This is a genomic window from Streptomyces sp. NPDC050264, assembly GCF_040655895.1.
GTDB lineage: Bacteria > Actinomycetota > Actinomycetes > Streptomycetales > Streptomycetaceae > Streptomyces.
This window is the reverse complement of record NZ_JBFAKV010000016.1, coordinates 91,250-114,065: the sequence shown is the minus strand read 5'-3', so window position 1 is coordinate 114,065 and position 22,816 is coordinate 91,250. Positions and strand designations below refer to the sequence as shown.

The window sequence follows — 22,816 nt, the reverse complement described above, 5'->3', positions numbered from 1 at the left end:
AGTGCGACGTCACTTCCCAAGTCGGGCGTCGGACGCGGGTGGTTGCTGTGAAAGACCAAGGGTGGCGCACATCACAGCCACGGCCATCCCTCCGAGGAGGAAGAGGTACGAGCCGAGTCCCGCGCCGAACAGAAAGTCCCCTTCGGGACGGCTCGCTGTGAGCAGGATGACGGCGACGAGCCAGCCCGCCGCGGGTGCCACGGCGCCGGATCTACCACGGGTCAGCCGCGCCCCGCCGTGGAAGAGGCCTGCCGCGCCGAGCAGCGCGAGCAGCAACCCGCCCGGGAACCAGCCCCCTTGGAGGAGTGCGCCCGCCGCGCCGACGGGTACGCCGAGCACGAACAGGAGGAGGAGAGCCGTGGCCCGGGCCGGGGTGAGGGACATGCTGAAGGGGAGGTCGACCTGGGGTGCCGCGGCCTTGCCGCCACCGGCGCCGCCGCTCTTGCCGCTGCTCATCACGCGTGCTCTCCCTCGATGCCCTTGATGACGCCCTGGCCGGTGCCGTCGTCGACTCCCGCGAACAGGTCGTTCTCGTACGCCGATCCGGGCTCGCCCCGCACCAACTCGTAGTACTCGACCGGAAGCATCGGCTGCGCGAGCCCGTTCGAGAGCGCGAACACGCCGAGTCCCTCCGGGATGTCGACCTGGGTGGCGTGCGCGCGCATCGCGGCTTCCTTCCGCACCCAGTAGGGACGGCCGTCGATCTCGGCGGTGACGCGCTCGCCGTCGACGACGCCCGGCACGTCGGCCACGGTGGCGACGGTGTCGAAGGGCGTGCGGTCGAGTCCGGCCTCGACCCGGCGGAACAGTTCCTCGACGACCGTACGGGGCACACGATTCCAATAGATCTTGGAGATCGTGTGCGGATCTCCGAGGTCGCGCCGGAAGGCCGGTTCGGCGGCGAGGTCGGCGGCGCGCATGGCCACGCGGTGCGCCTGGATGTGGTCGGGGTGGCCGTAGCCGCCGTCCGGGTCGTACGTGACGAGGACCTGCGGGCGGACCTCGCGCATCACGGCCACGAGGTGCGCGGCCGCCTCGTCGAGGTCGGCCGACCAGAACGCGGCGGGGCGGCCGTTCTGCTCGGCGCCCATCATTCCGGAGTCGCGGTAGCACCCGGGGCCGCCGAGGAAGCGGTGGTCGGTGACGCCCAGCTCCTTCATGGCGGCGGTCAGCTCGCCGATGCGGTGCGGGCCGAGCAGATCCTCACGATCCGGGGCGAGATGGGCCAGTTCGTCCGGAATGACCTCACCCTCTTCGCCGAGGGTGCAGGTCACGAGCGTGACGTGGGCGCCGTCGGCGGCGTACTTGGCCATCGTCGCGCCGTTGTTGATCGACTCGTCGTCGGGATGCGCGTGCACGAGGAGCAGACGCCGGCCGGGCAGTTCCGTCATACCCCCAGCCTAGAACGCCGTGTCCCCCTGGCTAGAACTTGATCCCGCCGATCATGCCCGCCACGTTCGTCGTCAGCTCCTTGATGGTGGGGGCGATGGAGGAACTCGCCAGATAGAAACCGAGGAGCACACAGACCACGGCGTGCCCGGCCTTCAGCCCCGACTTCTTGATCAGGATGAAGACGATGATCGCGAACAGCACCACGGCCGAGATCGAGAGTGCCACAGCGGTCCCTCCTCCAAAGTGATCCGGTCACCTACGGACATCCACCTGCGCGACGCCACGGGACATTGATGCCCACACGGCGCTGTCGATCATAACTATCCGCTGTAACGCATGAGTCGTAACGAGGGAGCACCGGGGGCGGGCGGGAGCGCGTGGGGGCGCATGGCCGCCATCCGTCCTAGGCTGCGGGGATGACCATCGAGAGCGGCACCGGCACCGGACCGGGCACCGGGGACGAGACGTACTCCTTCCCTCGTCAGCACGCGCGTACGCAGCGCTTCACGTCGGGTGCGCCGCGCGCCTTCACGGTGTCGCCCGACGGGGAGCGCGTCGTCTTCCTCCGCTCCTCCGCCGGTACCGACCGGGCGAACACCCTGTGGGTGCTGGATGTGGCGAGCGGTCAGGAGCGGGTCGCCGCCGATCCGGTGACGCTGCTCGGCGGCTCTTCGGAACGCCTCTCGGACGAGGAGCGGGCCCGGCGCGAGCGCAGCCGCGAGGGCGGCGCCGGCATCGTGGGCTACGCGACGGACGCCGCCGCCGAGCTGGCCGCGTTCGCCCTGTCGGGCCGGCTCTTCACGGCGGAGCTGCGCGCGGGCACGGCCCGCGAACTCCGCGTCCCCGGACCGGTCCTCGACCCGCGCCCGGCCCCCGACGGCCGGCACATCGCGTACGTCGCCCGGGGCGCGCTGCGGGTCGTCGGCGCGGAGGGCCCCGAAGACGCCGGCGACCGGGCGCTGGCCACGCCCGAGTCGGAGACGGTGACGTACGGGCTCGCGGAGTTCATCGCGGCCGAGGAGATGGCCCGGTACCGCGGCTTCTGGTGGTCGCCCGACTCCGACCGGCTGCTCGTGGCCCGCGCCGACGACGCGGACGTGCGGCGCTGGTGGATCGCCGACCCGGCGCACCCGGACCGCGAACCGGTGCGCAACGCCTATCCGGCGGCCGGTACCCCCAACGCAGAGGTCCGCCTCTTCGCGTACGGCCTGGACGGCACCCGCACCGAGATCAACTGGAACCGGTCGGCCTACCCGTACCTGGCCCGCGTGCACTGGTCGGCGGACGGCGCTCCGCTGATCCTCGTGCAGGCGCGCGACCAGCTCAGCGAGTTGTACCTGGCGGTGGACCCGGACGACGGCTCGACGCGCATGGTGCACGCCGACGAGGACGACCAGTGGCTGGAGCTGTTCCCCGGCGTGCCGTGCTGGTCACCCAGCGGGCAGCTCGTGCGGATCGCCGACGAGGGCGGCGCGCGGGTGCTCGCCGTCGGCGAACGCCCGCTGACTGGACCGCAGTTGCACGTACGGGCCGTGCTCGACGTCGGCACGAGCGACGTCCTGGTCTCGGCCTCGGCGGGCACGGCGGCGGAGGCGCCGGAGACCGGCGAGGTGCACGTCTACCGGGTCAACGAACTGGGCGTGCAGCGCGTCTCCGCCGAGCCCGGCGTGCACGCGGCGATCCGCTCCGGCGACGTCACCGTCCTGGCCTCGGCCACCCTCGGCTCCCCCGGCGCGCGGGTGCGCGTGGAGCGCGCCGGCAAGCAGGTCGCCGAGATCGCCTCGCACGCCGAGCGCCCGCTGCTCTCCCCGCGCGTGACGCTGACGGAGGCGGCGGGCATCCCGTGCGCCGTCCTTCTCCCCTCCTCGTACCAGGACGGGGACGGCCCGCTGCCCGTCCTGCTCGACCCGTACGGCGGCCCGCACGGGCAGCGCGTCATGGCGGCGCACAATCCGTACCTGACCTCGCAGTGGTTCGCCGACCAGGGCTTCGCGGTGATCGTCGCCGACGGCCGGGGCACGCCCGGCATCTCCCCCGGCCGCGAGAAGTCGATCCGCGGCGACTTCACGCTGACGCTCGACGACCAGGTGACCGCGGTACGGACACTGGCCGGCCGCTTCCCGCTGGACCTGTCCAAGGTGGCGATGCGCGGCTGGAGTTACGGCGGCTATCTGTCCGCGCTGGCCGTGCTGAAGCGGCCCGACGTCTTCCACGCGGGCATCGCCGGTGCCCCGGTGACGGACTGGCGGCTGTACGACACGCATTACACGGAGCGGTACCTGGGCGACCCGGCCGCGTCCCCGGACACGTACGCGAAGAGCTCACTGGTGACGGACGACGGGCTCTCGGACGCCGCCGGGCAGCACCGGCCGCTGCTCATCGTGCACGGGCTCGCCGATGACAACGTGGTCGTCGCGCACGCCCTGCGGCTGAGCTCCGCCCTGCTCGCGGACGGGCGCCCGCACGAGGTGCTGCCGCTGTCCGGGGTGACCCACATGACGCCGCAGGAACAGGTCGCCGAGAACCTGCTGCTGCTTCAGGTCGACTTCCTGAAGCGCTCGTTGGGGCTCTCGTAGAACGACCGGGGCCGGAGCGACATGGCGCGCTCCGGCCCCGGCCCACGGCACCCGCACGGCCGTACGGTGTTCATCCTGGCCCGCTCGTATATCGGCATCACGTCGGCCGGATTGCCTGCTTGTAAAGGCACTGCCGCCGACGCGCTACTCGGTCGGCACGACCTGCTTCTCCTCGGCGAAGTGGCACGCGGAGGGGTGCTGGGCCGGGCCGCTGTCGCCGATGCGGAAGACCGCGGGGACGGCGAGCAGCGGGACCTCGTCGGCGCAGCGCTGCTGCGCCTTCCAGCAGCGGGTGCGGAAGCGGCAGCCGGAGGGCGGGTTGGCGGGCGAGGGCACGTCACCGGCCAGGATGATGCGCTCGCGGCGCTCGCGGGCCGCCGGGTCGGGCACGGGCACGGCCGACAGGAGCGCCTGCGTGTAGGGGTGCGTGGGGTGTTCGTAGATCTCCTCGTCCGTGCCGATCTCGACGATGCGGCCCAGGTACATCACGCCGACCCGGTCGGAGATGTGCCGGACGATCGAGAGGTCGTGGGCGATGAAGACGTAGGACAGGTCGAACTCGTTCTGGAGCTGGTCCAGGAGGTTGATCACCTGTGCCTGCACCGACACGTCGAGCGCGGAGACCGGCTCGTCGGCGACGATGATCTCGGGGCGCAGCGCCAGCCCCCGTGCGATGCCGATGCGTTGACGCTGGCCGCCGGAGAACTGGTGCGGGTAGCGGTTGATGTACTCGGGGTTGAGACCGACGACGTCGAGCAGGTCCTGGACCCGTTTCCTGCGGTCGCCCTTCGGCGCGACCTCGGGGTGGATCTCGTACGGCTCCCCGATGATGTCGCCGACCGTCATGCGCGGGTTGAGGGAGGTGTACGGGTCCTGGAACACCATCTGGATGTTGCGGCGCACGGCCTTCAGCGCCCGCCCGGAGAGCCGGGTGATGTCCTCGCCCTTGTACTTGATGACGCCGGCCGTCGGGCGTTCCAGGTTGACCAGCATCTTGGCGACGGTGGACTTGCCGCAGCCGGACTCCCCCACGATGCCGAGCGTCTCGCCCTGCCCGAGCTCGAAGTCGACGCCGTCGACGGCCTTGACCGCGCCGACCTGCTTCTTGATGAGGATGCCCTGGGTCAGGGGGTAGTGCTTGACCAGCCCCTGCACCTCCAGGAGGGGTTCGTGTCCGGAGGCCGATCCGTTCTTCGCGTACGCGGACTCGGCCTGCGCCTTGTGGAGGAGGTGTTCGGCGAGCTCTCCCTCGCGCTTGAGGTCGCCCTTGCTGACGTGCGAGCCGCCTTCAGCGTGACGCATCGATCGTCTCCTTCCAGAAGTGGCAGGCGCTGCGCCGGTCCTCGGAGACGACGTAGAGCGGCGGGACGTCCGTGCGGCACACGTCCTGGGCCATCGGACAGCGCGGGTTGAAGGCGCAGCCGGGCGGGATGTTCATCAGGTTCGGCGGCAGTCCCTTGATGGCGAACAGCTCCTGGCCCTTCTGGTCCAGGCGCGGGATCGATTCCAGGAGGCCCTTCGTGTACGGGTGGGCGGGCGCCTTGTAGATCTCGTGGACGGGGGCGTGCTCGACGATGCGGCCCGCGTACATCACGGCGATCTTGTCAGCGACGTCGGCGACGACGCCCAGGTCGTGGGTGATGAGGATGAGCCCCATGTGCAGCTCGCGCTGCAGCTCGGCCAGCAGATCCATGACCTGGGCCTGCACGGTCACGTCGAGGGCGGTGGTGGGCTCGTCCGCGATGATGAGATCGGGTTCGAGCGCGAGCGCCATCGCGATCATGATGCGCTGGCGCATACCGCCGGAGAACTGGTGCGGGTACTGACCCACCCGCTCCTTCGCCGCCGGGATACGGACCCGGTCCATCAGCTCGACCGCTTTGGTCTTGGCGTCCTTGCGGGACATCCCGCGGTGCACGGTGAACAGTTCGCCGATCTGCTCGCCGACGGAGAGCACCGGGTTGAGGGAGCTGAGCGCGTCCTGGAAGATCATGGCCATCTCGGCGCCGCGGACCTTCCTGCGCTCCTCCTCCTTGAGCTTCAGCAGGTCCCTGCCCTTGAAGAGGACCTCGCCGCCGGTGATCTTCCCGGGCGGGACGTCGAGGATGCCCATGATCGCCTGGGCGGTGACCGACTTGCCGGAGCCGGACTCGCCGAGCACCGCGAGCGTCTCGCCCTCGTCGACGGTGTAGTCGACGCCGTTCACGGCCTTGGCGACGCCGTCCCGGGTGCGGAACTCGACGTGCAGATCGCGTACTTCGAGCAACGGCATGGGCGCTACCTCAGCTTCGGGTCGAGGGCGTCGCGCACCGCGTCGCCGAGCATGATGAACGCGAGCACCGTGATGGCGAGGGCCCCGGCCGGCCACAGCAGCATGTGCGGGGCGTTGCGGATGTACCCGGACGCCGCCGAGATGTCGATGCCCCAGCTGACCGCCGGCGGCTTCAGGCCGACACCGAGGTACGAGAGGGTCGCCTCCAGCGCGATGTACGTACCGAGGGCGATGGTCGCGACGACGATGACCGGCGCGACGGCGTTCGGGGTGATGTGGCGCAGCAGCATCCGGGAGTTGGAGGCGCCGAGCGCGCGGGCCGCCTGCACGTAGTCGTTCTGCTTGGCGGTGATGACGGAGCCGCGGGCGATGCGGGAGATCTGCGGCCAGCCGAGCAGCACCATGAAGCCGATGACGGGCCAGACGGTGTTGCTGGTGACGACCGACAGCAGGACGAGGCCGCCGAGGATGACGGGGATCGCGAAGAAGATGTCGGTGATGCGGGACAGGACCGAGTCCCAGAACCCGCCGAAGAAGCCGGCCAGGCCGCCGAGGACCGAGCCGAGCAGCGAGACGCCGATCGTGGCGCAGACGCCGACGGTGATGGAGTTGCGGGCGCCGTACACGGTGCGGGTGTAGACGTCGCAGCCCTGGCCGTCGAAGCCGAAGGGGTGGCCCGGCTGGGAGCCCTGCTGGCGCTTGCCCAGGTCGCAGGAGAGCGGATTGCCGGAGGCGATCAGCTGCGGCCAGATCGAGATGAGCACCAGGAAGAGGATGACCAGCGCCGAGATGATGAAGATGGGGTTGCGGCGCAGGTCGCGCCAGGCGTCGGACCACAGGCTGCGGGGCTTGCCGACGGGTCCTGTGGGTCCCGCGCCGCCGGGCGGTCCCTCGACGAGCGCGCCCTCGCTCGTGGCGAGGTCCATGGCACCGCCCATGCCGGTCGCCGCGATGGCGCCGTCCTCGGGGGCGCGGCCGCCGCCGGACGCACCGGGCCGCCGGGAGGGCTCTGGCGCTTGCGGTTCAGGCATAGCGGATCCTCGGGTCGAGTACGGCGTACAGGAGGTCGACGATCAGGTTCACCGCGAGGAAGACCAGCACGAGGATCGTCACGAAGCCGACCACGGTCTGGGTGTTCTGCCGCAGGATGCCCTGGTAGAGCTGGAAGCCGACGCCGTGGATGTTGAAGATGCGCTCGGTGACGATGGCGCCGCCCATCAGGGCGCCGACGTCGGCGCCGATGAAGGTGACGACGGGAATCAGGGAGTTGCGCAGCAGGTGCCGGGTGATGACGCGGCGCCTCGGCAGGCCCTTGGCGATGGCCGTGCGGACGTAGTCGGCCCGCTTGTTCTCGGCGATGGAGGTCCGCGTCAGGCGGGTCACGTACGCGAGGGAGACCGAGGCGAGCACGAGCCCCGGCACGATCAGCTCGCTGAACGGGGCGTCCGTGGAGACCGCCGGGTTGATCCAGCCCCACTCCACGCCGAGCAGCAGTTGCAGCAGCAGGCCGGTGACGAACGTCGGGATGGAGATGACGACGAGGGTCAGCAGCAGCACGGAGGTGTCGATGGGACGGCCGCGCCGCAGCCCGGTGACGACGCCGAGCGAGATGCCGACGACGATCTCGAAGAGGATCGCCACGATCGTCAGGCGGATGGTGACCGGGAACGCGGTCGACATCAGCTCGGTGACCTTCTGGCCGTTGAACGCCGTCCCGAAGTCGCCGGTGAAGACGTTCCCCATGTACGTCAGGTATTGCTGCCAGACCGGCTTGTCGAGGCCGAACTCCTTCGAGAGCTGTGCCTTGGTGGCGGGGTCGCAGGCCTTGTCGCCGCAGAGTCCCGCGATGGGGTCGCCCATCACGTTGACCATGAGGAAGATCAGCAGGGTCGCCCCGATGAAGACCGGGATCATCTGCAGCAGCCGCCGGATCACATACCGTCCCATGAGGGCTCCGTCCCTGGCGTCTGTTAGTTGACCTTGATCTCGTTGTAGACGGGGACGCTGAACGGGTTCAGCGCGACGTTGGAGACCTTGTCCGAGTAGCCGGCGCTGCCGTTCTGGTACCAGAGCGGGATGGCCGCCATGTTGTCCCGGACGACCTCCTGGGCCTGCTGGAACGTCTTGACCGCCTTGGACTGGTCGGGCTCGGCGTTCGCCTTGTCGACGAGGGAGTCGAACTCCTTGTTGGACCAATGGCCGTCGTTGGACGAGGCGTTGGTGTAGTACAGCGGCTGCAGGAAGTTCTGGATGAGCGGGTAGTCCATCTGCCAGCCGGCGCGGAACGGGCCCGTCATCTTCTTGTCGGTGATCTTGTTGCGGAAGTCCGCGAAGGTGCCGGTGGGGCTGCCGACGCAGGCCTTGTCGTTGCCGAGGGCGTTGTTGATGGAGTTGCAGACGGCGTCGACCCACTCCTTGTGGCTGCCGGTGTCGGCGTTGTAGCCGATCTTCACCTGGCCGCCGGGGATGCCGCCGCCCTCCTTGACCAGCTTCTTGGCCTCGTCCGGCTTGTACTCGCAGAACTCCCCGCAGAGCCCGCTCTTGTAGCCGCCGTCCTCGCCGAGCACCGGTGACGTCCAGTCGGTGGCCGGGGTGCGGGTCTTCTCGAAGATGGACTCGGTGATCTGCTTGCGGTTGATCGCCATGGACAGGCCCTTGCGGACCTTGTCGCTGTCCGACTTGTTCCAGTCGGAGTCGTAGAACGGGAAGGCGAGGGTCTGGATGATGCCGGCCGGGGTGTTGATGTACCGGCCGCTCAGGTCGCTGTCCACGTTGCTGAGCTGGGAGGCGGGCACGTCGTCGACGAGGTCGAGGTTGCCGGCGGTCAGGTCGGTGTAGGCGGTGTTGTTGTCCGTGTAGACCTTGAGGTCCACGCCGCCGTTCTCCGCCTTGTCGTCACCGGGGTACTTGTCCCACTTCCGCAGGGACATCTGGGAGCCCTTTTGGTACGAGTCCACGGTGTACGGCCCGTTGCCGACGGGCTTGCTCACGTACGAGTCGTGGTCGCTGAAGAACACCTTGGGCAGCGGCGCGAAGGCCGCGTAGCCGAGGGTGTCGGGCCAGGTCGAGAATTTCTGGTTGAGCTTGACCGTGAAGGTCCGGTCACCCGTGACCTTGAGCCCTGACAGTGTGTCGGCGGACTGGCTGCCGGAGTCCGGATGCACCTTGTCGTAGCCGTCGATGTACCCGAAGAAGTACGCGTTCTTCTGGTTGTTCTTCAGGCTCGCGCCGTAGTTCCAGGCGTCCACGAAGGACTTGGCGGTGACCTTCTCCCCGTTGGAGAACGTCCACCCGCTCTTGACGGTGATCGTGTAGTTCGTCTGGTCGGACGTCTCGATCTTCTCCGCCAGCATGTCCTTGGCGGCGCCCGTCTTCGGGTCGTACCGCTTCAGACCGCGGAAGATCATGTCCAGGACCTTGCCGCCCTGCACCTCGTTGGTGTTCGCGGGCTCCAGCGGGTTCTGCGGGTCGCCCCAGGAGGACCGGACGACACCGGAGCCGTCACCCCCGCCACCGCCGCCGCTGTCACCGCCACCACAGCCCGTCGCCGCCAGGGCTACGACGACCGCTCCAGCGGCCCACTTGGCGTGCGTGGCTCCACGCATGGAGTGCCTCCTCATACCGACTCGTACCGACCCTTACCGTTCATATGACACGTACGCCTTAATATCGACCCAAGGCAGGCACAACGCACTCCGGAGTCGGCCTTACGGGGAAAGTCCTCACGGCATTCGTGTGACAGGCCCGATGGACAGCCGCGATGATCGGCCGGTGCCCGATCACGCCTTCACCGACGCCCGTCTCGCCGGCCTCTACGACGCGCTGAACCCATGGGGCCCCGGCGACGACTTCTATCTGGACCTGGTGCGCGGCGCCGGCTCCGTGCTCGACGTGGGGTGCGGGACGGGGGCGCTGCTCATCCGGGCCCGCGAGGAGGGGCATCCCGGACGGCTGTGCGGACTCGACCCGGCGGAGGCCATGCTCGCCGTCGCGCGGCGCCGGGCCGATGTGGAGTGGGTGCGCGGCACGCTGGACACGGCCCGGCCCGACGGCCCGTTCGACCTCGTCGTGATGACGGGGCACGCGTTCCAGGTCCTGGTGACCGACACCGAGATCCGTACGTCGCTGGAGGCGGTACGGGGATTGCTCGCGCCCGGGGGGCGGTTCGCGTTCGAGACCCGGAATCCTGCGGCGCGGGCGTGGGAGGGGTGGACGCCGGCGCGGGGTGCTGAGGTGGGCGGGGTGCGGGTGGCGCATGAGGTCGTGGCCGGCCATGACGGGCGGACCGTCACTTTCGATACGACGTTCAGCGCGACGGGGTGGGCCGCGCCCGAGGCCAGTCGCAGTACTCTGCGCTTCCTCTCCGAGGGGCAGCTGGATGTGTTCCTCGAGGAGGCCGGTCTGGTGCCGTCGGTTCGGTACGGCGCTTTCGACCTCTCCCCGCTGACGGCTTCCAGCCCGGAGATCGTCAGCGTGTGCCAAGTCACGGATTAGTCCGCCGCTGCGGGCCGGTGGGGGCTGGTCGCGGCCGGCGTACGTACCAACGGCTGTGGCCCGGCCCGGTGGAATCACCAGGGCCGGGCCACAGTCACGTACAAGCAACAGACCTCAGGACTCGCCGCTCTCCAGCGCCTTGAGCGCCGGGTCGAGGACGATGTCCTCGGCCCGCGCCTCGATGGACGGCTCCTCCGGGAAGTGGCAGGCCGTCAGGTGCCCGGGCTTGCTGCCCGAGATCTGCACCAGCGGCGGCTCCTCCGTCGCGCACTTGTCCTGCGCCTTCCAGCACCGGGTGCGGAAGCGGCAGCCGGACGGCGGAGCGATGGGGGACGGCACATCGCCCTCGAGGCGGATGCGCTCCTTCTTCTCCGCGTCGAGGTCCGCGTCCGGCACGGCCGACATCAGCGCGTGCGTGTACGGGTGACGGGGCCGGTTGTAGAGCGAGTCGCGGTCCGCGATCTCCATGATCTTGCCGAGGTACATCACCGCGACGCGCTGCGAGAAGTGCCGCACGATCGCCAGGTCGTGGGCGATGAAGACGAACGCGATGCCCATCTCCCGCTGGACCTTCTGGAGAAGGTTGATGACCTGCGCCTGGATGGAGACGTCGAGCGCCGAGACGGGCTCGTCGGCGACGATCAGCTTCGGCTCCAGGGCCACGGCCCGGGCGACGCCGATGCGCTGGCGCTGGCCGCCGGAGAACTCGTGCGGGAAGCGGTTGTAGTGCTCCGGGTTGAGGCCGACGATCTCCAGGAGCTCGCGGACCCGCGCCTCGCGGCCGCCGGGCGGGTTGATCCCGTTGATCTCCATCGGACCGGAGATGATCTTGCCGACCGTCTGCCGCGGGTTCAGCGACGCGTACGGGTCCTGGAAGATCATCTGGATCTCGGACCTGATGGGCGCCAGCTGCCTGCGGGTGGCGTGGCTGATGTCCTGGCCGTTGTAGGTGACGGTGCCCTGCGTGGGCTCGTAGAGACGGGTCAGCAGACGGCCCGTCGTCGACTTGCCGCAGCCGGACTCGCCGACCAGGCCCAGGCTCTCGCCCGGGTAGACCTCGAAGTCGACGCCGTCGACGGCCTTGACCGCGCCGACGGTACGCCGGATCGGGAAGCCGCCCTTGATCGGGAAGTGCTTCTGCAGCCCCTCGACCTTCAGCAACGGCACGGAGTCCCCGTCACGCTGCCCGGGGATCGCGTCGGCGACCGCCGTGGTGCTGGTGTTGTTCTCGCTCATGGTTCTGCCCCAGTCGCCGGTAGCTGCTCAGCCCAGCCGGGGCTGAATCGTCTCGATGAACACCTGCTGCTTCTGCTCCGCCGTCAGGTGGCAGGCGGAGCCCCGTCCGACCGGGAGCACCGGACGCTCACCCGAGCACCGCTCGCCGGACACCTTGTCGGTGAAGGCGCAGCGCGGGTGGAACGGGCAGCCCGGGGGCGGGTTGAGCAGCGAGGGCGGCGAGCCGGGGATCGGCATCAGCGGCTCGTCGACGTCCGACGAAAGTCGTGGCATCGAGCTCAACAGGCCCCAGGTGTAGGGGTGTTCGGGTGACTTGAGTACCTGGCGGGTGGAGCCCCGCTCGACGGCACGGCCCGCGTACATCACGAGGATGTCGTCGGCCATGTTCGCGACCACACCCAGATCGTGGGTGATCATGACGATCGCGGAGCCGAACTCCTGCTGCAGGTCCTTGAGCAGGTCGAGGATCTGCGCCTGCACGGTCACGTCGAGCGCGGTGGTCGGCTCGTCCGCGATGAGCAGTTCCGGGTTGCAGGCCAGCGACATCGCGATCATGGCGCGCTGGCGCATACCGCCGGAGAACTGGTGCGGGTAGTCGTCGACGCGCTGCTTGGGGTGCGGGATGCCGACCTTGCCGAGCATCTCGATGGCCCGGTTCCGGCCCTCCCTCTTGCTGGCGCCGGTGTGCTTGCGGTAGGGCTCGGCGATCTGCCGGCCCACCGTGTAGTACGGCGACAACGCGGTCAGCGAGTCCTGGAAGATCATCGCCATCTTGTTGCCGCGGAGCTTCTCCAGCTCCGACTCGGAGGCGGTGAGCAGCTCCTGACCGTCCAGAAGGATCTCACCGTCGATGGTGGTGTTCTTCTTGGAGTGCAGCCCCAGCACGGTCAGGTTGGTGACCGACTTGCCGGAGCCCGACTCGCCGACGATGCCGAGCGTCTTGCCGCGCTCGAGGTCGAAGGAGAGGCCGTCCACCGCCTTGACGGCGCCGTCCTCGGTGGAGAACTGCACCCGCAGGTCGCGTACCGAGAGGAACGCCTCGGAACCGGTCGGGGCCGGGGCGTCCTCGGTCTTGGTGAGTGTGGTCACGGGGGTTCTCCTAGGACAGGCGCACGCGCGGGTCGATCACGGCGTACAGGGCGTCCACGACGACATTGAAGATGATGATGAAGGCGGCGCTGACCAGCATGACGCCCATGAGGACCGGGAGGTCCTTGTTGGTCACGGACTCGATGGCCAGGCGGCCGAACCCGGCCAGGTTGAAGGTCAGCTCGGTGACCATGCCGCCGCTGAGCAGGGCGGCGATGTCCATGCCGACGATGGTGACGATCGGGATGAGCGAACCGCGCCAGGCGTACCGGAAGAAGACATACCCACTGCTCATGCCCTTGGCCTTGGCGGCGCGTACGTGCTCCTCCTGGAGCTGCTCGATCATCGACGACCGGGCCATACGCGTGTAGTTGGCCGTGAAGATCGTCGCCATGACGACCCAGGGGATCAGCAGACCCGCGAACCAGGCGCCCGGATTCTCCGTGAACGGAACGTACTTGGGCCTCTTCAGCCAGCCGGTGCTGTACACGAAGATTCCCATCACGATGGGACCGAGCAGGTAGATCTGGAAGGAGCTGGTCACCAGCGACGCGCCGGAGAAGAGCTTGTCGATCCAGGTACCGCGGAACTTGGCGGCCAGCAGACCGGCGCCGAGACCCGCGACGAGGAAGACGACCAGGCCACCGATGGTCAGCGAGACCGTCAGCGGGAGGCGGTCCATCATCGTGTCCCAGACCATCTGGTTGTTACGGAACGAGACACCGAAGCACGGCGCGTCGCAGTGCCCCACGGCGAAGTCCCGGCCCACGAAGATGCCCTTGAGGAAGTCCCAGTACTGCACAGGGATCGGTGAGTCGAGCCCAAGGTTCTTGTGGATGATGGCCAGCGCGTCCGGGGTGCAGTTCTTGCCACACGCGAGCAGCGCCGGGTCCTGTGGGATGGCGAAGTACATGAAGAACGTGAAGGCGCTGATCAGCAGGAGGATGAGTGCTGCGCCAGACGTCCGGCGTATCAGAAATCGAAGCATGGCAGGAAGCTGCTCTCAGGACGGCGGTGGTGGGAGGCCAGGAGAGGGGGGGTCCGGCGGCCCGGTGGTGAGAACTCCGCCGCGTTCTCACCACCGGGAACTGCCTTGTGCTGACTACTTCTTGAGGTAGATCGCGGTCGGGTCGGTGTAGCTCGTCACCGTCGAGTACCGCAGGCCACCGACGTTGGAGCCGGCGATCTGGAACACCTTGGTGTAGTAGATCGGGGCGGCCGGGTTGATCTTCTTCGAGATGTAGTCGGACAGCTTCGCGTACTCCTTGGCACGCTCGGCGGCGTCCGCGATCAGCTGGATCCGGGCGATCTCCGAGTTCACGTGCTTGTCGTTCACGTGGGAGTAGTTGGAGCCACCGTCCTGGATCGCGCTGCCGTCGTAGGACGGCGGGAAGACGGTGTTGCCGTCGGCCCAGTCCTGGCCCCAGCCGGTCATGTAGAGGTCAAGGCCGTTCTTGACCTTGCCCATCTGCTCGTACCAGGTGGCGGCGTCGATGTCCTTCTTCTGGATGTCGAGCCCGATCTTCTTCAGGTTGTTGATGATCAGGTTCGCCTGGGTGACGCGGACATCGGTCTGGGCGTAGCCGTAGGTGAGCTTCATGCCCTTGGCGCCGGCCTCGTCGATGAGCTTCTTCGCCGCGGCGATGTCACCGTTCGGCTTCTTGGCCCGGTTGAAGAGGTCGGACGACTTGTCGTAGCCCGGAGTGGCCGGCGAGATCAGCGAGTTGGCCGCGTCACCACCGTAGGCACCACCGTCGGCGTGCGCGGCCGCGGTGGCCGGGATCGCCAGGGCGATCGCGTCACGGACACGCTTGTCCTTGACGCGGTCCATGTTCATGTTCAGCTGCCACACGTACGGGGCGTAGCCCTGGACGGTGCGCTTCATCACGGCCTTGTCGCTCGTGATCTTCTGCAGCTGGGTGGCGTCGATCTGGCCGGAGAACATGATGGCGTTCTTGGCCTCGCCGCGGTCGGCCAGGATCGTCTTGGTCTGGTCGGCCTTGGAGACGTTGTAGTCGATGTTCCAGCCGTCCACGTAGGCGTGGCGGGCCGGGTCCGTCTTCGCGTCCCACTGGTCGTTGCGGACCAGCGAGAGGTTCTTGCCCGGCTTGTACGAGGCGATCTTGTACGGACCGGTGGCGACCGGGGACTGGTCGTACTTCTGCTTGGTGTCCGTCTTCTCCGGCACAACGCTGTACGCGGCCATGGCGAGCGCCTGCGGCACGTCGGTGTGGGGCGCGAGGAAGTGGAAGACGATGGTCTTGTCGTCCGGCGTGGCCAGGACGGAGTCCGGCAGGTGCTTGCCCTTGTACGGACCGCCGTAGGCCTTGCGGTACTTGGTGCCGGAGCCGGACAGCCACGTCTGGATGTACGTCGGACCGTCCGTCAGGAACGGGTCGTACAGCCGCTCTATGGAGTGGCGGATGTCGGCCGACGTGATGACGTGGCCGTTCTGGTCCTTGACGCCGTCCTTCAGCGTGAAGGTCCAGGTCTTACCGTCGTCCGTCATCTTGCCGGGGTCGGTGGCGAGGTCACCGACCACCGTCTGGTTGCCCTTGTCGTCCTCGGTGTACGTGGTCAGGCCACGGTAGAGGAGCTTGGCGAGGTCACCGGCGTCGGAGACGTAGATCTGGCCCGGGTCCAGGTGCGAGAAGTCGCTCTCCTGGTAGACCTGGGCGGTGCCGCCCTTCTTGGCACCGGCGACCTCCTTGGCGGGGCCGACGGAGTCCTGGGCGGTGCCCATGACGACCGGCTTGGCCTGTGCCGCCGCGTCTTCCTGGGTCTTGCCGACGGGCTTGTTGCTGCTGCCGCTGCCGCTGCTGCAACCGGTGAGCGCCAGGGCGCCGACAGCCGCCGCGGCGACCGTTGCCTGCGCCGTGCGCGATCGAAGGATGCTCATGGAGTCGAGTCCACCTGCCTGTGAGTAGTGGTCCTTTGGTGCTGCCTGGCGCATCCGGATATTCCCCCCGGCGCCCGGGTGGCAGCGTCCCCCTGGGTGACGCGGATCAGCGTCCGGTCTTGGGATCGAACGCATCCCGAACCGAGTCACCGAGAAGGTTGAACGCCACGAAGAACACGACCATGGCGACACCCGGGAAGTACAAGTAGGTCGGGTCCACCTCGTAGATCCTTGCTGCGGTGGCGAACATCAAGCCCCAGTCGGGAGTGGGGTCCTGGTATCCGACGCCGACGAAGGAGAGGAAGGCGACCGAGAGGATGGTGCTGGGAAGGAGGTACGTGCCCTGGACGATGATCGGGGTGACCAGGTTGGGCAGCAGTTCCTTGCGGATGATCCGCCAGGGCGAGGCGCCCGCGACCTTGGCCGCCTCGACGAACTCCCGGTCACGCAGGGAGAGCGTCACGGCGCGCACCAGGCGGGACAGGCTCATCCAGGTGAGCATCCACATGATGCCGGTGATGGCGAAGAACCGGACGGAGACCGGGGTCTCCTCGTCCGGGGCCACGAAGACCGTGACGATGACGGGCATGGCCGCGACCATGAACAGCTGGTTGGGCAGCGCCATCATGAAGTCGGTGAGCCGGCCCAGCCAGTAGTCGATCTTCCCGCCGAAGTAGCCGGCCGCGAGGCCGATCACGACGCCCAGCAGGACCATGCCGATGGTGGCGACGAGGGCGGTGTAGAGGGACGTCCGCATGCCGTACAGCAGGTACGAGAAGACGTCACGCCCGTAGTTCGGGTCGATACCGAACCAGTGCTCCGGCGACATACCGCCGTTGGGCCCGGCCGGCAGGTTGAACTCGTTGAGGAGCGTGGGGTCGTCCTGGCCGTAGAAGGTGTACGGGTCCTTGCCGTACAGCTTCGAGATGACCGGCGCGAGGGCGGCTATCAGGAAGAAGAAGATGACAATGAAGGCAGACACGATGCCCGTCTTGTCCCGCTTGAAGCGGCGCCACATCAGCTGACCGGGGCTGCGCCCCTCCAGCTTCTTGGGCTCCTTCGCGTCAGCCTGCGGCGCGCTCTCTTCGTCCAAGGCAGAAGAGGTCTCGGTGCCCTCAATCTCGATTGGACTCGTCATGATTCGTCCATTTCACAGGTGTTGGAGGTCGTCGGCCGGGTATCCGGAAACTCCGACGGCCCTCGCACGGCGTACGTCATACGAAGCGCGCGATGGGAACAACGACTGGGGTGAACCCACCCCTGGGGAACCCTGGCCCGTGCCCGGCCTCGGCCGGTCGACGGACCGAGCCGTCAAGAGCGTTCGCGGCGCTGGATCGTTACCTCGTCCAGCACGGGGACGAGACCGAACGTGCCCGCGGGACCTACAACACCTGTCATCGGGGACGACGCGACCCATATGGCGCTTGTGGCACCTCGCATGGGTTCCTCCTCATGAGTCCACTTTGTTCACTACAAGTGGAGGCACAAGCCACCCAGCCGACACCCCTGACGGCGAGGATTCAAGTGCCCCAGTGTGCTCGCGAGTCGACGCTCCCCACAGCGCGTGACCCATTGACCCGAGCTCTACGCCGTCAACTATTAGCCACGCAGCCTTCGCCGACCACACTCTTTTGGTCTCGGTTCGATCACACCTGATGCGTACATCTCCCAAAATCCGGACAAACAGATCCGAGATAGAGGGTCACGAAACGGACGTGTTACATATCTATCGACCACCGGTGCCCGGATAACGGACACCTGGGTGGACTTAATCACTTGCGCCGGGAGCGTTTTTGACCCTTTGTTGGGCGACACCTGACCCGGCATCGTCACCTCGCGCCCACCCATGTCTACCCGCGTCGACCCGCGCCGACAGGGGCAGATTAGCGCCAACGCGCAGAGCCCGGCACCCCCTCGGGGGGAACCGGGCTCCACGCGTCGTTCAGGGGCGTGTCAGGCGCGTCAGTTGTGCTTGGCGCGCGAGGCGGAGCGGCCGCGCTCCTTCTGGTCCAGGACGACCTTGCGGATGCGGACGGCCTCCGGGGTCACCTCGACGCACTCGTCGTCGCGGCAGAACTCCAGGGACTGCTCCAGGGACAGCTTGCGGGGCGGGACGATCGCCTCGAAGGAGTCGGCGGAGGCGGAGCGCATGTTGGTGAGCTTCTTCTCCTTGGTGATGTTCACGTCCATGTCGTCGGCGCGCGAGTTCTCGCCGACGATCATGCCCTCGTACACCTCGGTGCCGGGGTCGGTGAACAGCACGCCGCGCTCCTGAAGGTTCGTCATCGCGAACCCGGTGACGGCGCCGGCGCGGTCCGCGACGAGCGAGCCGTTGTTACGGGTCGTCAGCGTGCCGAACCAGGGCTCGTGACCCTCGTGGATCGAGTGGGCGATACCCGTACCGCGGGTGTTCGTCAGGAACTCCGTACGGAAGCCGATGAGGCCGCGGGACGGCACCACGAACTCCATACGGACCCAGCCGGAGCCGTGGTTCGACATGTTGTCCATGCGGCCCTTGCGGATGCCCATGAGCTGCGTGACCGCGCCCATGTGCTCCTCGGGGACGTCGACCGTGAGGCGCTCGACGGGCTCGTGCGTCTTGCCGTCGATCTCCTGCGTGACCACCTGCGGCTTGCCGATGGTCAGCTCGAAGCCCTCGCGGCGCATCTGCTCGACCAGGATCGCCAGGGCCAGCTCACCGCGGCCCTGCACCTCCCAGGCGTCCGGGCGCTCGGTGTCCAGGACGCGGAGCGAGACGTTGCCGACGAGTTCCTTGTCGAGGCGGTCCTTGACCTGGCGGGCGGTGACCTTGCGGTCCTTGACGGCGGACTTGGCGGCCGCGCCCTTGCCCGTGCCACCGCGGCCGACCAGCGGCGAGGTGTTGGTGCCGATGGTCATGGAGATGGCCGGCTGGTCGACCGTGATCAGCGGCAGCGCGATCGGGTTCTCCGGGTCGGCGAGGGTCTCGCCGATCATGATGTCGGGGATACCGGCCACGGCACAGATGTCGCCCGGGCCCGCCATCTCGGCGGGCTTGCGGGTGAGCGCCTCGGTCATCATCAGCTCGGTGATGCGGACGTTCTGGATCGTGCCGTCGCGCTTGATCCAGGCCACGGTCTGGCCCTTGCGCAGCTCGCCCTGCTCGACGCGCAGCAGCGCGATACGGCCGAGGAAGTTGTCGGCGTCCAGGTTCGTGACGTGCGCCTGGAGCGGCGCCGCCTCGTCGAACGTCGGAGCCGGGACGGACTCCAGGATCGTGGAGAAGAACGGCTCCAGGCTGGTGGAGTCCGCCGGGACCGTGCCGTCGGCCGGCTTGGTCAGCGACGCGATGCCGTCACGGCCGCACGCGTAGACGATCGGGAACTCGATCTGGTCCTCGTCGGCGTCCAGGTCGAGGAAGAGGTCGTACGTCTCGTTGACGACCTCGTCGATACGCGAGTCGGGGCGGTCCGTCTTGTTGATGCACAGGATGACGGGCAGGCGCTGCTGGAGCGCCTTGCGCAGCACGAAGCGGGTCTGCGGGAGCGGCCCCTCGGAGGCGTCCACGAGCAGGACCACGGCGTCGACCATCGACAGACCACGCTCGACCTCACCACCGAAGTCGGCGTGGCCCGGGGTGTCGATGATGTTGATCGTGATGACGTCTCCGCCATCCTTCGGGTGGTACTTCACCGCCGTGTTCTTGGCGAGGATCGTGATGCCCTTCTCACGCTCCAGGTCATTCGAGTCCATCATGCGATCGTCGAGGGACTCGGCGGCGTGCGCGGCGAAGGAGCCGGCCTGCTTGAGCATGGCGTCGACGATGGTCGTCTTGCCGTGGTCGACGTGAGCGACGATGGCGACGTTTCGGATGTCGTGGCGCGTGGCCATATTGCGGCGTACTCCCGGAGTGAGTGGACGGCTGCGCGTACATCAGTGATACGCGCGCCCTGCCGGGCTGGACACGCCACGGCCTCACCCCATGGTACGTGGCTCAACGGGTGGGGGCGCTTCCGGGCCTGTAGGGGAGGCTCCGGAACAGTGGTCGTTCGAAAGAAACTGCAGGTCAATGGGTAGAACGAACCTTGCCCGCAGGGCAGTCCCGCGGGCAAGGGAGTTGAGCTGGATCTGAGCTAAGGAATCCTGACGGTGCTTTCCGCGCGCTACTTCCGCGACGGCTCCGAGGAGGGTGCTGCGCCCTTCTTCAGGTAGCCGATGTCCTCGTACTCGGGCTCCTGGAAGCCGAAGGCGCCGGCGTTGGCGAGGTTCGGCCTGGCCGCCACCAGCTCGGGGCGCTGGTAGAGCGGAATCGATCCTGCAGCGGCCCAGATCTGGGCGTCGGCCTGCTTCACCAGGGAGCGTTCCTCGTCGGCGTCGAGCTCGCCCAGGGCCTGGTCGAAGAGCTGGTCGATGTGGTCGGTGCCGACCCGCGTGTAGTTCTGCTCGACGGTGAGCGAGCCGTCGGCGGCCGGGACCGGCTTGGCGTAGATGGGGCGGCCGTCGGTGGCCGGGTAGGCGGAGGCCGGCCACGAGTAGAGCGCGAGGTCGTACTCGCCGGACGCGATGTGGTCCTTGAAGTAGCTCTCGTCGTCGACCTTCGTGACATCCGTGCGCACGCCGATCTTCTGCAGCATCTGCGTGATCCGGTCGGCGACGGCGCGCAGCTGCTCGGAGCCCTGGCCGGAGGGGAGAACGAAGCGCAGCGTGAGCGGCTTGCCGTCCTTGGCGAGCGCGCCCGCGGCGGCGCCGGCCGGGGCGGCGGTGCCCATCGGGGCGTACGCGCCGGGGGCGCCGCCCTTCGAGATCCGCCTGGCCTCGTTCCCGAGGCTCCCGGCGGCGCGCTCGCTGCGGTCGGAGTGCTTCTTCTCGCCGCTCTTCTTGCGCGGGTGCTTCTTCTTCTCCTTGTCGGCGCCGCGCAGCTTCACGGCGTCGGCCTGGCGCAGCAGCGCGGCGTACTGGGCCGCGGCGACCCGGCCCGGGGCGAGCAGCTGCGGCGCGTGATCGGCGGGCTTGTCGTCCTCGCCCACGATGTACGTGCCCTCGCCGGCATCCTGCGAGTCCTGCGAGTCCGCCGCGCGGTCGGCCTCGCTGCCCGCCGTCTTCGGCTTCTCCTTCTTCTCCTTGACCGGCCCGCCGGGCACCCAGCCCGCCTCGGCGAGCAGCGCCTGCGCCTCGGCGGTGTCCTGGTCGCCGAGCGCGTTGCTGTTGTCGGAGTACGCGGACTGCCCGGCCAGGGCGAGGTGGTTGCCGACGGTGGTGACCGGCAGGCCGAGCGGCTTGAGGGCCGCCTCGGCGAGCGCGGTGCGGTCGAGGGCGCGGGCCACGGCACGGCGCACGCGCTCGTCGGCGAGCGGGCCCGAGGCGCCGTTCAGCGCGAGTTGCGTGTAGGCCGGTTCGAGGGACTTGCGGAGCTGGAAACCGTGCAGGTTCGCCTGCTCCTCGGCGTACTTCTTGATCGCCCGACGCGTCTTCTTGCGCGCGGCGATCTCCTCGTCCGCCGCCTCCTCGTCGTCGCCGTGCGCGATCGCCCAGGAGCGCAGCGCCTTGCCGGGGGTGAGGGCGGCGCCGGGGCCGTGGGCGAGCGGGCCCGAGGTGCCCTGGTCGCGGTCGGCGTACGCGAGCCGGTCGGCACCGCCCGTGTCGACGTCGGCCAGGTCGAGCCGGTCGGCGGCGAGGGCGGCGGCCCGCTCGGAGCGCGGCACCGCGGTGAGGACGAGCTTGTCGAGCTTGGCGGGGCGGCCCCACCAGCGCGGGTTGCGGTCGAGGGTGACCTTTTTGGCGTCCCGGTCGACCGAGTCGAGGGCGAAGGGGCCCGCGGTGACCTTGAGCTTGCGGCGGGCGCCCTCGTTGAAGTTGTCCGGCGTCCCCGTGACGTCCTTGGGGTACAGCGGCGAGAACAGGGAGCGCCAGTCCGCGTACGGCTTGGCGAACGTGACCCGGACCTCCAGGTCGTTGGCGCCGCGCTCGATCTTCTCGATGCGGTCGTAGCCCGCGTTGTGCGCGGTCCAGTACGCGCTGTCCTTGCCGGACAGGGCACGCCACTGCGCGGCGAAGTCGGGGGCGCCGATCTCGCGGCCGTCGCTCCAGACGGCCTGCTGGTTCAGCTTGTACAGGACGACCTGCTTGGGCTCCGTCTCGATGACGTCGGCCTTCTCCAGGTAGTCGGCGTCGCGCTGCGGGCGCCCCTGCGCGTCGATCCGGAACATCGACGGCAGCACGGCGCCGGTGATCCGGCCGGTGGCCGCGTCGGCGTCCGCCTGGAAGGAGTTGAGGGTCTGCGGCACGTCGTCGATCGCCCAGCGCAGACTGCCGCCGTCCTTGAGCTGGTCGCGGGTGGCGGGCGCGATGTCCTGACCGGCGGCGGGAGCACCCGCCTCGTCGTCGGAGCCGCACCCCGCGAGGGCGGTCACGGCGAGCGCACCGCTCACGAGGAACGCGGCCGAGCGGGTGGCTGCGCCTGGGCGCCTGGGGTTGGGGTGCATCTCGGCGTCTACCTCCGGTGCGGGCCGGTTGATCACGTTTGGCCGTATATGTCGCTGATCACATCTATCGCCCAGGGATAGCGGGCCGGACCCTCCGGGAGGTGGCGACACGTCGGGGCGCGCCCTTGATGCCACCCGTGCGGCCCAATTCCTCCGGGGCGGCGCCTGCGGTCGTGTCCGGCCGCGAGCCGGTGGGCGCGGGGAACTGCGCGGGCAACCCCCACCGGGTCGCGGCCGCCGGCCCGAGCCCGACCACCCCGCTGGACAGGCGAGACCCGCGCCGAAGGGGGGCGCACGAACAAGCGCGCCCCCACAATCCGCGCCGCGGCCTTCACAAACGGCAATGTGACGCGCGACACTCGCAGGCGCATGAGCATCTCCGCCGCACCAGCGGAAG

17 protein-coding genes are annotated in these 22,816 nt (G+C 68.7%); 2 read left to right on the top strand and 15 right to left on the bottom strand.

The features are described from left to right. Positions 1 to 9: 9 nt before the first annotated feature. From AB0J02_RS26840 to AB0J02_RS26830, 3 genes are all read right to left on the bottom strand, one after another. Entirely contained in the window at positions 10 to 384 is a 375-nt protein-coding gene (locus AB0J02_RS26840; protein ID WP_363196404.1) for a DUF6113 family protein, read from the bottom strand. A gap of 71 nt (positions 385 to 455) precedes the next feature. Further along, positions 456 to 1,391 carry an N-acetyl-1-D-myo-inositol-2-amino-2-deoxy-alpha-D-glucopyranoside deacetylase gene (mshB, locus tag AB0J02_RS26835; protein WP_363196332.1) on the bottom strand — a complete coding sequence of 312 codons (936 nt, stop codon included), beginning with the start codon at positions 1,389 to 1,391 and terminating at the stop codon, positions 456 to 458. Between the two features lie 31 nt (positions 1,392 to 1,422). After that, the gene (locus AB0J02_RS26830; RefSeq protein WP_361064602.1) at positions 1,423 to 1,617 is read right to left on the bottom strand and encodes a hypothetical protein; all 195 of its coding nucleotides are present in this window, start codon (positions 1,615 to 1,617) and stop codon (positions 1,423 to 1,425) included. A 191-nt stretch (positions 1,618 to 1,808) separates the two neighbouring features. Between AB0J02_RS26830 and AB0J02_RS26825 the strand changes: the two genes are divergently transcribed. Further along, a complete protein-coding gene (locus tag AB0J02_RS26825) occupies positions 1,809 to 3,968 on the top strand; it encodes a prolyl oligopeptidase family serine peptidase (RefSeq protein ID WP_363196331.1) in 2,160 nt (719 codons plus the stop codon). A 144-nt stretch (positions 3,969 to 4,112) separates the two neighbouring features. Here the strand turns inward: AB0J02_RS26825 and AB0J02_RS26820 are convergent, their stop codons facing one another. Genes AB0J02_RS26820 through AB0J02_RS26800 form a run of 5 tightly spaced genes read right to left on the bottom strand, consistent with a single transcriptional unit; the run spans position 4,113 to position 9,845 of the window. Continuing rightward, complete coding sequence (locus AB0J02_RS26820; RefSeq protein ID WP_363196330.1) at positions 4,113 to 5,270, bottom strand: dipeptide ABC transporter ATP-binding protein; 1,158 nt, start codon at positions 5,268 to 5,270, stop codon at positions 4,113 to 4,115. Beyond that, positions 5,257 to 6,240 carry an ABC transporter ATP-binding protein gene (locus AB0J02_RS26815; protein WP_363196329.1) on the bottom strand — a complete coding sequence of 328 codons (984 nt, stop codon included), beginning with the start codon at positions 6,238 to 6,240 and terminating at the stop codon, positions 5,257 to 5,259. Before AB0J02_RS26815 ends, AB0J02_RS26820 begins: the two co-directional genes overlap by 14 nt. A 5-nt stretch (positions 6,241 to 6,245) precedes the next feature. After that, positions 6,246 to 7,271: an ABC transporter permease gene (locus tag AB0J02_RS26810; RefSeq protein ID WP_363196328.1), complete on the bottom strand. Its 1,026-nt coding sequence runs from the start codon at positions 7,269 to 7,271 to the stop codon at positions 6,246 to 6,248. Next, a complete protein-coding gene (locus AB0J02_RS26805) occupies positions 7,264 to 8,187 on the bottom strand; it encodes an ABC transporter permease (protein WP_363196327.1) in 924 nt (307 codons plus the stop codon). The genes AB0J02_RS26810 and AB0J02_RS26805 overlap by 8 nt, the downstream gene beginning before the upstream one ends. A 23-nt stretch (positions 8,188 to 8,210) precedes the next feature. Beyond that, on the bottom strand, positions 8,211 to 9,845 hold the full coding sequence (locus AB0J02_RS26800) for an ABC transporter substrate-binding protein (RefSeq protein ID WP_363196326.1): 1,635 nt from the start codon (positions 9,843 to 9,845) through the stop codon (positions 8,211 to 8,213). A gap of 166 nt (positions 9,846 to 10,011) precedes the next feature. Between AB0J02_RS26800 and AB0J02_RS26795 the strand changes: the two genes are divergently transcribed. Further along, complete coding sequence (locus tag AB0J02_RS26795) at positions 10,012 to 10,734, top strand: class I SAM-dependent methyltransferase (RefSeq protein WP_363196325.1); 723 nt, start codon at positions 10,012 to 10,014, stop codon at positions 10,732 to 10,734. Positions 10,735 to 10,848: 114 nt separating this feature from the next. On the opposite strand, the gene AB0J02_RS26790 is transcribed toward AB0J02_RS26795, so the two are convergent. The 7 genes from AB0J02_RS26790 to AB0J02_RS26760 all read right to left on the bottom strand — a co-directional run bounded on the left by AB0J02_RS26790 (position 10,849) and on the right by AB0J02_RS26760 (position 22,419). After that, positions 10,849 to 11,970, bottom strand: coding sequence for a dipeptide ABC transporter ATP-binding protein (locus AB0J02_RS26790; RefSeq protein ID WP_363196324.1), 1,122 nt, complete (start codon positions 11,968 to 11,970; stop codon positions 10,849 to 10,851). Positions 11,971 to 11,997: 27 nt separating this feature from the next. Then, complete coding sequence (locus AB0J02_RS26785) at positions 11,998 to 13,059, bottom strand: ABC transporter ATP-binding protein (protein WP_363196323.1); 1,062 nt, start codon at positions 13,057 to 13,059, stop codon at positions 11,998 to 12,000. Positions 13,060 to 13,069: 10 nt separating this feature from the next. Next, complete coding sequence (locus AB0J02_RS26780; protein WP_363196322.1) at positions 13,070 to 14,047, bottom strand: ABC transporter permease; 978 nt, start codon at positions 14,045 to 14,047, stop codon at positions 13,070 to 13,072. A gap of 114 nt (positions 14,048 to 14,161) precedes the next feature. Continuing rightward, positions 14,162 to 15,958, bottom strand: coding sequence for an ABC transporter substrate-binding protein (locus AB0J02_RS26775; RefSeq protein WP_363196321.1), 1,797 nt, complete (start codon positions 15,956 to 15,958; stop codon positions 14,162 to 14,164). A gap of 106 nt (positions 15,959 to 16,064) precedes the next feature. Continuing rightward, positions 16,065 to 17,096: an ABC transporter permease gene (locus AB0J02_RS26770; RefSeq protein ID WP_363196320.1), complete on the bottom strand. Its 1,032-nt coding sequence runs from the start codon at positions 17,094 to 17,096 to the stop codon at positions 16,065 to 16,067. Positions 17,097 to 17,920: 824 nt separating this feature from the next. Continuing rightward, positions 17,921 to 19,828 carry a translational GTPase TypA gene (gene typA / locus AB0J02_RS26765; protein WP_363196319.1) on the bottom strand — a complete coding sequence of 636 codons (1,908 nt, stop codon included), beginning with the start codon at positions 19,826 to 19,828 and terminating at the stop codon, positions 17,921 to 17,923. 272 nt (positions 19,829 to 20,100) lie between these two features. After that, positions 20,101 to 22,419, bottom strand: a complete 2,319-nt coding sequence (locus AB0J02_RS26760; RefSeq protein WP_363196318.1) for an ABC transporter family substrate-binding protein — start codon at positions 22,417 to 22,419, stop codon at positions 20,101 to 20,103. Positions 22,420 to 22,816 lie beyond the last annotated feature (397 nt).

Excerpts from the sequence above, each read along its gene's own strand:
- AB0J02_RS26805 (WP_363196327.1), bottom strand. The coding sequence starts at position 8,187 with ATGGGACGGTATGTGATCCGGCGGCTGCTGCAGATGATCCCGGTCTTC.
- AB0J02_RS26775 (WP_363196321.1), bottom strand. The coding sequence starts at position 15,958 with ATGAGCATCCTTCGATCGCGCACGGCGCAGGCAACGGTCGCCGCGGCG.
- AB0J02_RS26820 (WP_363196330.1), bottom strand. The coding sequence starts at position 5,270 with ATGCGTCACGCTGAAGGCGGCTCGCACGTCAGCAAGGGCGACCTCAAG.
- AB0J02_RS26790 (WP_363196324.1), bottom strand. The coding sequence starts at position 11,970 with ATGAGCGAGAACAACACCAGCACCACGGCGGTCGCCGACGCGATCCCC.
- AB0J02_RS26810 (WP_363196328.1), bottom strand. The coding sequence starts at position 7,271 with ATGCCTGAACCGCAAGCGCCAGAGCCCTCCCGGCGGCCCGGTGCGTCC.
- AB0J02_RS26815 (WP_363196329.1), bottom strand. The coding sequence starts at position 6,240 with ATGCCGTTGCTCGAAGTACGCGATCTGCACGTCGAGTTCCGCACCCGG.
- AB0J02_RS26840 (WP_363196404.1), bottom strand. The coding sequence starts at position 384 with ATGTCCCTCACCCCGGCCCGGGCCACGGCTCTCCTCCTCCTGTTCGTG.
- AB0J02_RS26770 (WP_363196320.1), bottom strand. The coding sequence starts at position 17,096 with ATGACGAGTCCAATCGAGATTGAGGGCACCGAGACCTCTTCTGCCTTG.
- mshB (WP_363196332.1), bottom strand. The coding sequence starts at position 1,391 with ATGACGGAACTGCCCGGCCGGCGTCTGCTCCTCGTGCACGCGCATCCC.
- typA (WP_363196319.1), bottom strand. The coding sequence starts at position 19,828 with ATGGCCACGCGCCACGACATCCGAAACGTCGCCATCGTCGCTCACGTC.
- AB0J02_RS26825 (WP_363196331.1), top strand. The coding sequence starts at position 1,809 with ATGACCATCGAGAGCGGCACCGGCACCGGACCGGGCACCGGGGACGAG.
- AB0J02_RS26760 (WP_363196318.1), bottom strand. The coding sequence starts at position 22,419 with ATGCACCCCAACCCCAGGCGCCCAGGCGCAGCCACCCGCTCGGCCGCG.
- AB0J02_RS26780 (WP_363196322.1), bottom strand. The coding sequence starts at position 14,047 with ATGCTTCGATTTCTGATACGCCGGACGTCTGGCGCAGCACTCATCCTC.
- AB0J02_RS26800 (WP_363196326.1), bottom strand. The coding sequence starts at position 9,845 with ATGCGTGGAGCCACGCACGCCAAGTGGGCCGCTGGAGCGGTCGTCGTA.